Here is a 15,603-nt window from a genome sequence, read left to right as displayed (position 1 = left end):
CGAAATTTTTCGCCCGGATACCTGTCTCAGCCGATGTCTTCCCGTAGCCGCAGAACCTCTCATTCCGTCGCCCTGACGCGCCTGGCCCAAATCAGTGCGCTGGCTCTGGCCGCCACCCTGGTGGGCTGCCAGAGCACCCGTCAGCTTGACGAATCCGAAAGCGTTCGCGCGCACAACTACCAGGCGCGGATCAAGCACAAGCCTGCACCGCTGCTGGTCAAGCCGGCCGAGCAGGCGCCGCAGGACGTCTGGGAGCGCATGCGCCAGGGCTTTGCCCTGCAGGACAGCATCGACGTCAACCCGCGTATCGAGCAGCAGCGCCTGTGGTTCGCCAGCAACCCCACCTTCATCGAAAGCGCCGGTGAGCGCGGCAGCCTCTACCTGCACTACATTGTCGAGCGTCTTGAAGAGCGGGACATGCCGCTGGAGCTGGCCCTGCTGCCAGCCATCGAAAGCGCCTACAACCCGATGGCCTATTCACGCGCCAGCGCTGCCGGCATGTGGCAGTTCATGCCAGCGACAGGTCGCCACTTCAACCTGCGCCAGACCAACTTCTACGATGGCCGCCGCGATATCACCGCATCGACCAACGCAGCACTGGACTACCTGACCCGCCTGCACGACATGTTCAACGGCGACTGGCTGCTGGCCCTGGCCGCGTACAACGCCGGCGAAGGCACGGTCAGCCGCGCCATGGAGCGCAACGAAAGGCTCGGCTTGCCAACCGACTACTGGAACCTGCCGCTGCCCCAGGAAACCCGTGACTATGTGCCCAAGCTGCTGGCCCTGTCGCAGGTGGTGCTCACGCCTGCAGCCTATGGCGTCAACCTGAACCCGATTGCCAACGAACCCTACTTCGAAGCGGTAGCCATCAATGATCGCCTGGACCTGTCGCGGGTGGCGGCCTTTGCCAACATCGACGAAGACGAGCTGATCCAGCTCAACCCGGCCTTCAAGAAGCGCATGACCGTGGACGGCCCCCAGCAACTGCTGGTGCCAACCGCCAAGGCGCAGCTGCTCAGCGACAGTCTGTCCAACCTCAAGCCCGAGCAACTGGTCAGCCTGCAACCGAACAAAGCCGTGTTCGCCCGCGCCGTGGCCGAAGCCAAGGCACCGGTGGCAGCGCGCAGCTACCGGGTCAAGCGCGGCGACAACCTGGGCGCCATCGCCAAAGCCAACCGCGTGTCGGTCAAGGACATCAAGCGCTGGAACCGCCTGTCCGGCAACAGCCTGCGCGCTGGCCAGGTGCTGGCCCTGCGCGGTGGCAATGGGCCGAGCGCTGCTGGCAACCGGGTAGCGGCATCCGGCAAGCGCTCCACCCAGTACAAGGTACGCAAGGGCGACTCGCTGTACCTGGTGGCCAAGCGCTTCAACGTGGAAATGCAGCACCTCAAGCGCTGGAACCCACGCAGCGGCCACGCCCTCAAGCCAGGCCAGACCCTGACCGTCTACCTTTCGCATTGATGTAAAAACCGGGGCCGCTGCGCGCCCCATCGCCGGCAAGCCGGCTCCCACAGGTACTGCACATGGCTTGAAGCCGATGCAGTCGGGGTGGGAGCTGGCTTGCCGGCGATGGGGCGCGCAGCGGCCCTTTGCAATCCTCTGGCCGCACTCTTTTTCCAACCCCACCAAGCTGTTACTGTACCCGATCAAAGCCCAACGCCTCTGGATCGGATGCCGACTTGATACGTCCCCTCCTGCTGTCACTCAGCCTGGCCTTGAGCTTTCCCGCAGCCGCGATGGTGAGCGAAAGCCACGGATACGCGCAGTTCGGCACGCTCAAGTACCCAGCCACATTCACCCATTTCGACTGGGTCAACCCGCAAGCGCCCAAGGGCGGCACCTTGCGCGCCATGGCTTTTGGCACCTTCGATACCCTCAACCCCTACACCTTCAAGGGGTCGAGCCCGATCACCACGCCCAATTTCCAGCAGTACGGCATCAACGAGCTGAACGAGCCGCTTATGGTCGGCACCGGCCAGTACGACCCGTCGGGTGACGAGCCGACCTCCAGCTACGGCCTGATCGCCCGTTCGGTCGAGTACAGCGAGGACCGCAGCTGGGTGGTGTTCAACCTGCGCCCAGAAGCCCGCTGGCATGACGGCCAACCGATCACTTCGGCAGACGTGGCCTTTTCCTACCGCACGCTGCTCAAGGACGGCCACCCGATCTACCGCACCAACCTGCAGGAAGTGCAGCGGGTAGACATCCTCGGCCCGCTGCGCATCCGTTTCGTGTTCAAGCGCGCCGGCAACCCGCTGCTGATCCTGCGCCTGGGCGAGATGCCGGTGCTGCCCAAGCACTATTGGCAAACGCGCGACTTCAAGGCCACGACCTTCGAGCCCCCCCTGGGCAGCGGCCCCTACCGCATCACCCAGGTACAACCTGGGCGCCGGCTGGTGTTTGAACGGGTGAAGAACTACTGGGGCAAGGACCTGGCGGTCAACCGTGGCAAGTACAACTTCAAGCGCGTGGAATACGAGTTCTACCGCGACGCCACAGTGGCCTTCGAAGCGTTCAAGGCTGGCGAATTCGACATCTATATCGAGCACCAGGCGAAGAACTGGGCCAACGGCTACAACTTCCCGGCGGTGCGCCGTGGCGAGGTGATCAAGGCCCAGATCCCGCACCGCATCCCCACGCAAACCCAGGGCCTGTTCATGAACAGCCGCCGGGCCACCTTCAGCGACCCACGGGTACGCCAGGCGCTGGGGCTGATGCTCGACTTCGAGTGGACCAACCGCGCCCTGTTCAGCAGCGCTTACCGCCGCTCGACCAGTTACTACCCCAACAGCGAGTTCGCCGCCAGCGGCCTGCCCACCGGCAAGGAGTGGCTGTTGCTGGCGCCGTTCCGCGACCAGTTGCCGGCCAAGCTGTTCAGCGAACCCTACAAGGTCAGCCACACCGATGGCCGCGGCATCAGCCGCCAGACCTTGCGCCAGGCCTTGGGCCTGCTTGCCGAGGCTGGCTGGAAGCTGAACGGCCAGCGCCTGGTCGACAGCAAGGGCCAACAACTGCGTATGGAACTGCTGCTGGTAAACCCCAACCTTGAACGCCTCCTGCAACCTTATGTCGAAAATCTGTCCAGCATCGGCATCGATGCACGCTTGCGCACCGTGGACCGTGCCCAGTACAAACAACGTCTGGACCAGTTCGATTTCGACATGATTCTGATGACCTTGAACCAGACCCTGAGCCCCGGCCTGGAACAGTGGCTGTACTTCCATTCCAGCCAGGCCGCGACCAAGGGCAGCAAGAACTATGCTGGGGTCAAGGACCCGGTGGTCGACCACCTGCTCGACACCCTGCTGGCCGCACGCACCCGCGACGACCAGGTGGCCGCCGCCCGCGCCCTGGACCGCGTGCTCTCATGGCAGTACTACATGATCCCCAACTGGTACCTCGACAACCATCGCCTGGCCTACCGCAACCGGTTCGCCTTCGTCACCACACCGCCCTATACCCTTGGGCTGAACAGCTGGTGGATCAAGACTTCGGAGAAAGCCCAATGACGCCAACGCACCGTCTGCGCCGGCTGGCATGCAGCCTGTTGCTCGCCTGCCTGAGCCTTCCCACCCTGGCCGCACCGCAGCACGCGCTCACCCTGTACGACGAGCCACCCAAGTACCCTGCCGACTTCAAGCACTTCGACTACGTCAACCCCGACGCGCCCAAGGGCGGCACCTTCCGCCAGTCCAGCTTCGGCGGCTTCGACAGCCTCAACCCGTTCATCAACAAAGGCGTGTCGGCCGAGAACATCGGCAGCATCTACGACACCCTGATGCGCCAGAGCCAGGATGAGCCGTTCACCGAGTACGGCCTGGTTGCCGGCAAGATCGAAAAAGCCCCGGACAACAGCTGGGTGCGCTTCTACCTGCGCCCCGAAGCCCGCTTTCACGACGGCCACCCGATGCGTGCCGAGGACGTGGTGTTCACCTTCAACGCCCTGATCAAGGACGGAGCGCCGCTGTACCGCCAATACTACGCCGACGTCGCCGAAGTGGTCGCCGAAGACCCGCTGAAGGTGCTGTTCAGGTTCAAGCACAAGGGCAACCGCGAGCTGCCACTGATTCTCGGCCAGCTGCCAGTCCTGCCCAAGCACTGGTACGAAAACCGCGACTTCAACCGCGGCAACCTGGAAATCCCCCTGGGCAGCGGCCCGTACAAGGTCGCCGAGGTCAAGGCCGGCCGCTCGGTGCGCTACGAGCGGGTCAAGGACTACTGGGCCAAGGACTTGCCGATCAACCGTGGCTTCTACAACTTCGACGTCATGACCTTCGATTCCTACCGCGACACCACCGTTGCCCTGGAAGCACTCAAGGCCGGGGCGTTCGACTATGCGCTGGAGGTCAGCGCGAAGAACTGGGCCACCGCCTACAATGTGCCCGCCGTGCGCGAAGGCCGCCTGATCAAGGAAGAGCTGCCCAACGGCAACCCCACCGGCATGCAGGGTTTCATCTTCAACATTCGCCGCCCGGTGTTCCAGGACGTGCGCGTGCGCCAGGCGCTGAGCCTGCTGCTGGACTATGAGTGGACCAACAAGCAGCTGTTCAACGGTGCCTACACCCGCACCGGCAGCTACTTCGACAACTCGGAAATGGCCGCTCATGGCCTGCCCAGCCCAGACGAGTTGAAGATCCTCGAGCCACTGCGTGGCAAGGTCCCCGAGCAGGTGTTCTCCGAGCCCTTCAAGAACCCGGTCAGCGACGGCAGCGGCATGATCCGCGAGCAGCAGCGCCAGGCCTACAAGCTGCTGCAGGAAGCCGGCTGGAAAATCGTCGACGACAAGATGGTCGACGCCCAAGGCAAACCGGTGACCATCGAGTTCCTGCTGGCGCAGACCGAGTTCGAACGCATCCTGCTGCCGTTCAAGCGCAACCTCGCCGACCTCGGCATCGACCTGAGCATCCGCCGGGTCGACGTTTCCCAGTACATCACCCGCCTGCGTTCACGTGACTACGACATGATCGTGGGCGGTTACCCGCAGTCCAACTCGCCGGGTAACGAACAGCGAGAGTTCTGGTCCAGTGCCGCCGCTGACAACCCCGGCAGCCGCAACTTCATCGGCCTGCGCGATCCGGCCATCGACCAGTTGGTGGAACAACTGATCAACGCCGATTCTCGCCAGAGCCTGATCGACCACTGCCGTGCCCTGGACCGCGTGTTGCTGTGGGGCTACTACGTGATCCCCAACTGGCACATCAAGACCTGGCGCGTGGCCTACTGGAACCACATCGGCCACCCGAAAGTGTCGCCCAAGTACGACATCGGCATCGACACCTGGTGGATCAAGCCCGGGGTAACCCCGGCGGTCAGCGAAGCCCCTGCGGACGAGGCCAACTAACATGCTGGCCTACATCCTGCGCCGCCTGCTGCTGATCATCCCGACCCTGTTCGGTATCCTTGTCATCAACTTCATCATCGTCCAGGCCGCCCCCGGTGGCCCGGTCGAGCAAATGATCGCCAAGCTCGAAGGCTTCGAGGGCGCCACCAGCCGCATTGCCGGTGGCGGCGCCGAGGTTTCCGTGGCCGGCTCCAACTACCGCGGCGCCCAGGGCCTGGACCCGGCACTGATCGCCGAAATCGAGCGCATGTACGGCTTCGACAAGTCGCCGCCCGAACGCCTGTGGATCATGATCAAGAACTACGCCCAGCTGGACTTCGGCGACAGCTTCTTTCGCGATGCCAAGGTGATCGACCTGATTGTCGAGAAGATGCCGGTTTCGATCTCGCTGGGGCTGTGGAGCACGCTGATCATGTACCTGGTGTCGATCCCGCTGGGGATCGCCAAGGCGGTGCGCCACGGCAGCCACTTTGACGTGTGGACCAGCTCGGCGATCATTGTCGGCTATGCGATACCGGCGTTCCTGTTCGCCATCCTGCTGATCGTGCTGTTCGCCGGGGGCAGCTACTTCGACTGGTTCCCGCTGCGCGGCCTTACCTCCAACAACTTCGACGAACTGAGCACCACCGGCAAGGTGCTGGACTACTTCTGGCACCTGGTGCTGCCGGTCACCGCGCTGGTCATCGGCAACTTCGCCACCATGACCCTGCTGACCAAGAACAGCTTCCTCGACGAGATCAACAAGCAATATGTGGTCACCGCCAAGGCCAAGGGCCTTAGCCGGCCTCGGGTGCTGTACGGCCACGTGTTCCGCAACGCCATGCTGCTGGTGATAGCCGGCTTCCCGTCGGCGTTCATCGGCATCTTCTTCACCGGGTCCTTGCTGATCGAGGTCATCTTCAGCCTCGACGGCCTGGGCCTGATGAGTTTCGAAGCGGCCATCAACCGCGACTACCCGGTGGTCTTCGGCACCCTGTTCATCTTCACCCTGCTGGGGCTGGTGGTGAAACTGATCGGCGACCTGACCTACACCCTGGTCGATCCACGCATCGACTTCGCCAGCCGGGAGCACTGACATGGCCTTGTCCCCCCTCAACCGCCGGCGCTTCGAGCGTTTCAAGGCCAACCGCCGTGGCTGGTGGTCGCTGTGGCTGTTCCTGATCCTGTTCGGCCTGAGCCTGGGCGCGGAGCTGATCGCCAATGACAAGCCCGTGGCCGTGCGTTACGACGGCGAATGGTACTTCCCGGCGTTCAAGCGCTACCCAGAAACCACCTTCGGCGGCGAATTCCCGCTGGAGGCCAACTACAAGAGCCCGTACATCCGCGAACTGCTGGCGAAGAAAGACAGCTTTGTGCTGTGGGCGCCAATCCCGTTCAGCTACCAGAGCATCAACTACGACCTGCGCGTGCCCGCCCCGGCGCCACCCTCCACGGACAACTGGCTGGGCACCGACGACCAGGGCCGCGACGTGCTGGCGCGGGTGATCTACGGCTTCCGCATATCGGTACTGTTCGCCCTCACCCTGACCGTGGCCAGCTCCATCGTCGGCGTCATCGCCGGCGCCTTGCAAGGCTTCTATGGCGGCTGGGTCGACCTGGCGGGGCAGCGCTTTCTGGAAATCTGGTCGGGCCTGCCGGTGCTGTACCTGCTGATCATCCTGGCCAGCTTCGTGCAGCCCAACTTCTGGTGGCTGCTGGGCATCATGCTGCTGTTCTCGTGGATGAGCCTGGTGGATGTGGTGCGCGCCGAGTTCCTGCGTGGGCGCAACCTGGAGTACGTGCGCGCCGCCCGTGCCTTGGGCATGCGCAACGGCGCAATCATGTACCGGCACATTTTGCCCAACGCCATGATCTCGACCATGACCTTCATGCCGTTCATTCTCACCGGCGCCATCGGTACCCTCACCGCCCTGGACTTTCTCGGCTTCGGCCTGCCCGCCGGTTCGCCATCGCTGGGCGAACTGGTGGCGCAGGGCAAGTCCAACCTGCAAGCGCCGTGGCTGGGCATCAGCGCCTTTGCCGTGCTGGCGCTGATGCTGAGCCTGCTGGTGTTCATCGGCGAGTCCGCCCGCGATGCCTTCGACCCGAGGAAGTGACATGAGTGAACAGAACCTGATCGAAGTGCGGGACCTGGCCGTGGAGTTTGTGACCGGGGACCAGGTCAACCGGGTGGTGGACGGCATCAGCTTTGACATCCGCAAAGGCGAGACGCTGGCGCTGGTGGGCGAGAGTGGCTCGGGCAAATCGGTCACCGCGCACTCGATCCTGCGCCTGCTGCCCTATCCCCTGGCCCGCCACCCCAGCGGCAGCATCCGCTACGAAGGCAAAGACCTGCTGCAGCAGAACGAGAAGAGCCTGCAACGCATCCGCGGCAACCGCATTGCGATGATCTTCCAGGAGCCGATGACCTCGCTCAACCCGCTGCACTGCATCGAGAAGCAAATCAACGAAATCCTTCTGCTGCACAAGGGCCTGACGGGCAAGGAAGCGACCGCACGTACCCTGGAACTGCTGGACCTGGTCGGCATTCCCGAACCGCACAAGCGCTTGAAGGCCCTGCCCCACGAGCTGTCGGGCGGGCAGCGCCAGCGGGTGATGATCGCCATGGCGCTGGCCAACGAGCCGGAACTGCTGATTGCAGATGAGCCGACCACGGCGCTAGACGTGACCGTGCAGTTGAAGATTCTTGACCTGCTCAAGGAACTGCAGGCGCGCTTGGGCATGGCGCTGCTGCTGATCAGCCATGACCTGAACCTGGTGCGGCGCATCGCCCACCGCGTGTGCGTGATGCAGCGCGGGCAAATTGTAGAGCAAGCCGAATGCGCCACGCTGTTCAGCTCGCCACAGCACCACTACACCCAAATGCTTATAAATGCCGAGCCCAGCGGGCTGCCGGCGCACAACCCGGTGGGCGCGCCACTACTGGAGGTGGATGACCTCAAGGTGTGGTTCCCCATCAAGAAGGGGCTGCTGCGGCGCACGGTTGACCATGTGAAGGCTGTGGACGGGGTCAACTTCAGCTTGCCGCAAGGGCAGACACTGGGGATTGTCGGGGAGTCCGGGTCGGGCAAGTCCACGCTCGGCCTGGCGATCCTGCGGCTGATTTCCAGCCAGGGCGGCATCCGCTTCCACGGTCAAGACCTGCAAGGGCTGAACCAGAAGGCTGTACGGCCGCTGCGTCGGGAAATGCAGGTGGTGTTCCAGGACCCGTTTGGCAGCCTGAGCCCGCGCATGTGCGTGGCGGACATTGTGGGTGAAGGGCTGCGCATTCACGGCATTGGCACCGCGCAGGAACAGGAAGCGGCAATTATCGCGGCCCTGGAGGAAGTGGGCCTGGACCCGCGCACGCGCCATCGCTACCCCCATGAGTTTTCCGGCGGGCAACGCCAGCGCATCGCCATTGCCCGGGCGCTGGTGCTGAAGCCCGCACTGATTCTGCTGGACGAACCCACCTCCGCGCTGGACCGCACCGTGCAGCGGCAGGTGGTGGAATTGCTGCGTAACCTGCAGCAGAAGTACAACCTGACGTACCTGTTCATCAGCCATGACCTGGCGGTGGTCAAGGCGCTGAGTCACCAGCTGATGGTGATCAAGCATGGGCAAGTGGTGGAGCAAGGGGATGCGCAGGCGATCTTCCATGCGCCGCAGCATCCGTATACACGGCAGTTGCTGGAGGCGGCGTTTTTGGAGGTTGAGGCTTCGTAGGGAAATGGTGTGTGTTCGCCTTGATCCTTGCGCCGCGTTTGAGATCGAGCGCCGCCCGCGCGGCGCATCGCGAGCCAAGCTCGCTCCTACATTTGTTTCGGCAATCGGGCGCAGAACACCCGGAATGTCAGATTTAACACCTTCCCTGTAGGCCGTTTCCCAAACATACTTCCGACGCACATTTTCCGTTGCGGCTGCCTTGGCAGCGCTCTAGTCTCGGCGTGTCGTTGCTCATCAACGATACGGCTTTGACAGGCCGTAACGGTATTATGCTTACGGATCGCCTGTTATGGTGGCTGTACGTGGGGCACGTTCGCGTGCGCCGGAACTTGCATAGTCCGCCGGTCTGTCAACCCATGTACAGCTACCACCCAACTGTTTGACAGCAGCCAGGCGGTAGCCCCAACAAGGTACTATGCGATGTTGAAGATTGTCCCCGATCCACCCCACAACCCCCATTCCCTCGAAGACACCCTGATCCAGGCCACCGACTACGCGTTATGCGCAGCCACCGTGGTGCATCAGGCGTTGCTGCTTCAGCCCAAATCCCCGGCTTCGAAAATCCCCGGCTTCGATCCTGATGATGACCTCGATGCATGAGCTGGAGGCGCTGCGGGTTTTGCTTGAGTCGGCATTGATTCAGGTACAGATGCCCGCTGAGCCCAGAACTTCGCACTAAGGCTGATTAATGTGCTGCAAAGGCCGGCCCCTTCGCGGCCGCGCCCGCTCCCACAGGATCACCACAGGCTTCAAGCCTTGCACAGTACCTGTGGGATCTGGCATGCCCGCGAAAGGGCCGGCGCAGGCACTAGAGATTTTTCAGGGGATTGAACAATGACAACAGAAGACACCCAGTTCACCGTCGGCAAGACCACCTTCTACCAAGGCGAAAACGGCACCCACCCACTGTTCCGCATCGAGCCCGGCATCCCCTGCAGGGACGCCCGCGAGCAGTCATCGGAACTGATGGGCTATGTTCGCGAGCTGACCATTACCGGTCTGATGGATGAAAAGCCGATGATGATCTGGGCTGCGCATTATCTGAGCGCCATGGCCAAGGCACTAATGGATGACGCCGAGCTGGGCATGATGCGCTGAGGATGAGGTTGCCGGGGACCCGTTGGCTGTCACCCATCGAACGCCATCCACTCCCCCGAGCAACCCTCCCATCAACCGGTCGTTTCGATTATTGCGATTTTCGAATATTTCGAATATAACTCGAACCCAGGCTGTTACATCGTCGCCACAGCCACTCAATCGATACCGCTCTGGAGATGCTCATGACCACCGCCAACCTCTCTCGCAATGTTCTTCCTGATGAAAAAGAAATTGCCGTGGCTGTCGAGTCAAGCCGCACGCTAGCGGCGTTCCTCTCGACAAAATCAGATACCCAACGGATCGAACTGCTCAACGAGGAAAATCAGCGCCAGGTTGTTGAAGTGCCTACCTTCGCCCTACGCCTGTTCGGCGAGATTCTCAGCGAGCTGGCGTTGGGGAACTCGGTCAAAGTCGTCCCAATCCACGCCGAACTGACGACCCAGGAAGCAGCAGACCTGCTTAACGTCTCCCGGCCGCACTTGGTAAAGCTGCTCGACGAAGCGGTGATTCCGCACACCAAGACGGGCCGCCATCGGCGTGTCAGATTCTCCGACCTGGTTGCCTACAAAGACAAACGTGACGGGGTGAGCCGCGCTGCAATGGATGCGCTGGCAGCCCAAGCTCAGGAATTGAAGATGGGGTACGAATGAAGCACTCGCCCTTCACGGCCATATACGACGCGAACGTACTTTACCCTGCTCCCCTGCGTGATTTCCTGATGAACCTGGCGCTGACGGGTATTTACCGGGCACGCTGGTCAGCGGGCATTCATGACGAGTGGAAGCGCAATCTGCTACTCAACCGACCTGACCTTACGCCTGAACATGTGGATCGCACGTCATCGCTAATGGATGCTGCGGTACCAGATGCACTCGTCACTGACTACGATTCACTGGTCGAAGGACTGGACTTGCCAGATGAGGATGATCGACATGTCCTGGCAGCGGCAATTAAGTGCAACGCTTCGGTCATCGTCACCTTCAATTTGAAGGATTTTCCCAAGGCGGTTCTCGGGGTCTTCGATATTGAACCCTTGCATCCGGACGACTTCATCGCTGACCTGTGGGACCTGGACAAGGCAGCAGTCCTCGAAGCTGCCCAGCGCCAGCGAATATCGTTGAAGAACCCACCTCACAGCGTGCAGCAGTATCTCGACAGGCTGCTTCAGCAGAAGCTTCCCGAGACAGTGAAATTGCTTTCAGAATTCAAGTTCCTCCTGTGAGTTCTCTCAGCAATCGCGTTCTTGGGGAGGAAGGCGACTAGCCGGCAAGCAATAACCATGCAGCCCCGAACACCCCGAAAATTATTCCAAGGTACCCCGCTCTTCGCCACGCAAACAGAATCAAGGGGCAGTGATCAATTTTTCTGACAATAATCGTCTTCCATCATCAATCGAATCGGGCATAAATTCTCCACCGTCCACTCCCAGTAGCAACGGTAGAGCCCATGTCCAGCCCACAACACCAGCCCGCTTCCCCTGCCGTGGCTACACTGATCCAGCGCTCCGGCCTGCCCAGCCCAACGCTGAGCGAAGCCCAGGCACACGCCGTCCTGCAGGCCCACTACGGCCTTGCCGGCAACCTTTCGGTACTAGGCAGCCAGCAAGACCTGAACTTTTGCGTGACCACGCCCCAGGGTGGCTATGTGCTGAAGGCCTGCCACGGCAGCTATGCCCAGCTGGAACTTGAAGCGCAGCACGCCGCCCTGGCCTTTCTGCGCGATCAGGGTTTACCGGTACCCGCCGTGCGCTTGGCCCAAAACGGCATGGGATTATTGGAACTGGACATCGACGCGCAACCACTGCGCCTGCGCCTGCTCGATTACATCGAAGGCCAGCCACTGACCCGCCTCAAGCACATGGAGCCGCACCTGATAGCAGAGTTGGGCGGGCTCTGTGCGAAGCTGGACAAGGCCCTGGCCGATTTCGACCACCCAGGCCTTGTGCGCACCCTGCAATGGGACCCGCAACACGCCCAGGCACTGATCGATCATCTGCTGCCGGTGCTGCAGGACAGCGGGCAGCGCGCCCGCATCGAACACGCCACCCGCCAGGCCCGCGAGCGCCTGATGCCGCTGGTTGATCACTTGCCGAGTCAGGCCGTGCACCTGGACATTACCGACGACAACACCGTGTGGGCCCGTGATGCCCAGCGCCAGTGGCAACTGCAAGGCGTGATCGATTTCGGCGACCTGCTGCGCACCTGGCGCATCGCCGACCTGTCGGTGACCTGCGCTGCGCTGTTGCACCACGCCGAGGGCGACCCAGTGCGCATTCTGCCAGCCGTGCAGGCCTACCAGGCGCTCAACCCGCTGACCGAGGCCGAACTACGTGCCCTGTGGCCGTTGGTGCTGAACCGCGCCGCCGTACTGGTGCTGAGCAGCGAACAACAGCTCGCCGTCGACCCGGGCAACCAGTACACCCGCGATAACATTGCCCACGAATGGGAAATTTTCGACACTGCCACCGCCGTGCCCATTGCCCTGATGGAGGCGGCCATCCTGCAGGCTGCGGGCCTGCAACCCAAGGCGCCGGACTTCAACGGTTGCGCCCCGCTGCTCCCCGAGCTGGCCGGGCAGCCTGTAACACGGGTGGACTTGGGGGTACTCAGCACACACTGCGAGGCCGGCAACTGGGAGCAACCCGGCTTCGACCAGCGTCTGCTGACTTCGCAAGCCGCTCCGGCCTGCAGCCTGCACGGGCAATATCGCCTGTCGCAAACCCACATCGACCGCCCCGAAGAGCCCGCCACCTGCGCCCTCGGCGTTGAGCTGCACGTGCCCAACGGTAGCCTGGTGCAAGCGCCAGCACCCGGCACCTGGCAGCGCCACGGCGACGGCCGTGGCTGCCTGCGCACCGCGCACTGGGCTGTGTGGCTGCAGGGCCTGGAAAACGCACCGGCAGACGGCCAGGCCATGGAAAAAGGCCAGTCCCTGGGCAGCAGCGGTGGTTTCCTCAGCGTGCAGTTGTGCCTGGACATCGGCATCCAACCGCCGTTCTTCGCCACCCCGGCACACGCTGCCGCCTGGCTGGCCCTGTGCCCGTCGCCAGCCGCACTGCTGGGCTTTGATTGCGATGCCGAGCCGCTACCCGATCCGCAAGCCCTGCTGGCCCGCCGCGACGCCAGCTTCGCCCGCTCGCAGAAACACTACTACGCGCAGCCGCCACACATCGAACGCGGCTGGCGCAACTACCTGATCGACATGCAGGGCCGTTCGTACCTGGACATGCTCAACAACGTCGCGGTGCTGGGCCATGGCCACCCGCGCATGGTCGCCGAGTCGGCGCGGCAGTGGTCATTGCTGAACACCAACTCGCGCTTCCACTACGCCGCCATCAGCGAGTTCTCCGAGCGCCTGCTGGCGCTGGCACCCGAAGGTTTCGACCGGGTGTTCATGGTCAACAGCGGCACCGAAGCCAACGACCTGGCGATTCGCCTGGCCTGGGCCTACAGCGGCGGGCGTGACCTGCTCAGCGTGCTGGAGGCCTATCACGGCTGGTCGGTGGCCACCGACGCCATCTCCACGTCCATCGCCGACAACCCGCAAGCCCTGGAAACCCGCCCGGACTGGGTACACCCGGTCGAAGCACCGAACACCTTCCGCGGTCGTTTCCGCGGTGCTGACAGCGCCGCCGACTACCTGCAGGACGTCGACGCCAAACTGGCGGACCTGGATGCGCGTGGCCGCCAGCTGGCGGGCATCATCTGCGAGCCGGTGTACGGCAATGCCGGCGGTATCTCGTTGCCGGCCGGCTACCTGCGCGACGCCTATGCCAAGGTGCGCGCTCGTGGCGGGGTGTGCATCGCCGACGAAGTGCAGGTGGGTTATGGCCGCCTGGGCGAATACTTCTGGGGCTTCGAAGAACAGGGCGTGGTGCCCGACATCATCACCATGGCCAAAGGCATGGGCAACGGCCAGCCGCTGGGCGTGGTCATCACCCGCCGCGAAATCGCCGAGGCGCTGGAGGCTGAGGGTTACTTCTTCTCCTCGGCCGGTGGCAGCCCGGTCAGCTGCCGCATCGGCATGGCGGTGCTGGACGTGATGCAGGAAGAAGGCCTGTGGGACAACGCCCGCGACACCGGGCGCTACTTCAAGGCCCGCCTGCAGGCGCTGGTCGACAAGCACCCGCTGGCCGGGGCAGCACATGGCTCGGGCTTCTACCTGGGGCTGGAGCTGGTGCGCGACCGCACAACCCTGGAGCCGGCCACCGAAGAAACCATGACGCTGTGCAATCGCCTGCGTGACCTGGGCATCTTCATGCAGCCGACCGGCGACTACCTGAACATCCTCAAGATCAAGCCACCGATGTGCACCACCCGGGCGAGCGTGGACTACTTTGTCGACAGCATTGACCGGGTGCTGGACGAAGGGCTGTAGGGATTTGGGTGAGGCTGGAGCGTTGGCCCTTGGAAGTTCGTCGCCTGTGAGATCCAGCGCCCCGCGGGCGGCGCTCGATCTTACAAACACCGATTACTTCAAGCCCTACCCTTGGCAATTCCATCCATTACTATTCGCTCACAACGCCCCAACATCAGGTTCACCGAACATGGCCTTCTCCAGCGACTCCCTGGCAATTTTCCTCGCAGTGCTGGATGCCGGCTCGTTCTCCGCTGCCGCGCGCAAGCTGGGCCGTGTGCCTTCGGCCGTAAGCATGGCAATCGCCCAACTGGAAGCGGAGCTGGACCTGCCGCTGTTCGACCGGGCCACACGCAAAGCCTTGCCCACCAGCGCCGCCCTGGCGCTGGAGCCCCAGGCCAGGCAGGTGATCTGCCAGCTCAACCTGCTGGATGCCCAGGCCCTGCAATTGCACAAAGGCCTGGAAAAGCGCCTGACCATCGCCATGGCGCCCGAGCTGCAGACCGGCCGCTGGAGCCAGCCACTGGAAACCCTCGCCCAGGAATTTCCCAGCCTGGAAATCGAGGTGCGCTCCGCCACCCAGACCGAAGCCATTCGCCTGCTGCATGACGGCAGTGTGCAATTGGCACTGGTGTTCGAGCGGCCCGGCATCGACGAGCGCGAGTCATTCCTCGAAGCCGGCAGCCAATTGCTGGTGGCCGTCGCCTCGCCGCGCCATCCGGCCGGGCAGAACAGCGGCACACCACTGCCTGAAGAGGCCTTTGCCGAACAACGGCAGATCATCGTGGCCTCCGGCAAGGCCACCGGGTCCGACCCGCGCATGGTGCTGTCGCGGCGTATCTGGCTGACCGACAGCTACCTGGCCACGCTGGACCTGGTGCAATCCGGCCTGGGCTGGGCCTACCTGCCGCAGCCGCTGGTTGAACCGCTGATTGCATCCGGCGCACTGGCCGAGGTGCGCTTTGACAACATGGCCAGCCGCCTGCGCCTGTGGGTGGACATCATCTGGATCAAGTCGCGCCCGTTGGGCCTGGGCGCCAGACGTTACCTGGATGTCATGCGCCAATGCTTTGAAACAGAATCCCCAAGGTCCTGAGCCG

11 protein-coding genes and 1 pseudogene are annotated in these 15,603 nt (G+C 63.0%); all 12 read left to right on the top strand.

Translation table 11 applies throughout. From position 1 onward, the window contains the following. Positions 1–33: 33 nt before the first annotated feature. The 12 genes and pseudogenes from N805_RS01740 (at position 34) to N805_RS01685 (ending at position 15,599) form a co-directional block, all read left to right on the top strand. A complete protein-coding gene (locus N805_RS01740; RefSeq protein WP_019470470.1) occupies positions 34–1,464 on the top strand; it encodes a lytic transglycosylase domain-containing protein in 1,431 nt (476 codons plus the stop codon). A gap of 218 nt (positions 1,465–1,682) precedes the next feature. Continuing rightward, on the top strand, positions 1,683–3,512 hold the full coding sequence (locus N805_RS01735) for an extracellular solute-binding protein (protein ID WP_218186717.1): 1,830 nt from the start codon (positions 1,683–1,685) through the stop codon (positions 3,510–3,512). Then, on the top strand, positions 3,509–5,344 hold the full coding sequence (locus tag N805_RS01730; protein WP_019470171.1) for an extracellular solute-binding protein: 1,836 nt from the start codon (positions 3,509–3,511) through the stop codon (positions 5,342–5,344). Before N805_RS01735 ends, N805_RS01730 begins: the two co-directional genes overlap by 4 nt. A 1-nt stretch (position 5,345) precedes the next feature. Then, positions 5,346–6,419: a microcin C ABC transporter permease YejB gene (locus N805_RS01725; protein ID WP_019470170.1), complete on the top strand. Its 1,074-nt coding sequence runs from the start codon at positions 5,346–5,348 to the stop codon at positions 6,417–6,419. Between the two features lies 1 nt (position 6,420). Next, positions 6,421–7,440, top strand: a complete 1,020-nt coding sequence (locus tag N805_RS01720; RefSeq protein ID WP_016488246.1) for an ABC transporter permease — start codon at positions 6,421–6,423, stop codon at positions 7,438–7,440. A 1-nt stretch (position 7,441) separates the two neighbouring features. After that, complete coding sequence (locus N805_RS01715) at positions 7,442–9,049, top strand: ABC transporter ATP-binding protein (RefSeq protein WP_019470169.1); 1,608 nt, start codon at positions 7,442–7,444, stop codon at positions 9,047–9,049. 420 nt (positions 9,050–9,469) lie between these two features. Further along, positions 9,470–9,728: pseudogene (locus tag N805_RS01710) on the top strand (hypothetical protein). Between the two features lie 155 nt (positions 9,729–9,883). Then, positions 9,884–10,147 (top strand): DUF3077 domain-containing protein, encoded by a 264-nt coding sequence (locus N805_RS01705; protein WP_019470168.1) that lies wholly within the window; start codon positions 9,884–9,886, stop codon positions 10,145–10,147. 182 nt (positions 10,148–10,329) lie between these two features. Continuing rightward, on the top strand, positions 10,330–10,797 hold the full coding sequence (locus N805_RS01700) for a helix-turn-helix domain-containing protein (RefSeq protein WP_019470167.1): 468 nt from the start codon (positions 10,330–10,332) through the stop codon (positions 10,795–10,797). Beyond that, positions 10,794–11,369 (top strand): PIN domain-containing protein, encoded by a 576-nt coding sequence (locus N805_RS01695; RefSeq protein ID WP_019470166.1) that lies wholly within the window; start codon positions 10,794–10,796, stop codon positions 11,367–11,369. Before N805_RS01700 ends, N805_RS01695 begins: the two co-directional genes overlap by 4 nt. A 224-nt stretch (positions 11,370–11,593) precedes the next feature. Beyond that, positions 11,594–14,524, top strand: a complete 2,931-nt coding sequence (locus N805_RS01690) for an aminotransferase (protein ID WP_019470165.1) — start codon at positions 11,594–11,596, stop codon at positions 14,522–14,524. Between the two features lie 169 nt (positions 14,525–14,693). Beyond that, complete coding sequence (locus tag N805_RS01685; protein ID WP_019470164.1) at positions 14,694–15,599, top strand: LysR family transcriptional regulator; 906 nt, start codon at positions 14,694–14,696, stop codon at positions 15,597–15,599. Positions 15,600–15,603: the final 4 nt, after the last annotated feature.

The sequence above is a fragment of the Pseudomonas putida S13.1.2 genome, from assembly GCF_000498395.2.
GTDB classification, from domain to species: Bacteria; Pseudomonadota; Gammaproteobacteria; order Pseudomonadales; family Pseudomonadaceae; genus Aquipseudomonas; species Aquipseudomonas putida_Q.
Note: the sequence above shows the minus strand (reverse complement) of the source record. Positions and strands in the feature narration are given on the sequence as shown.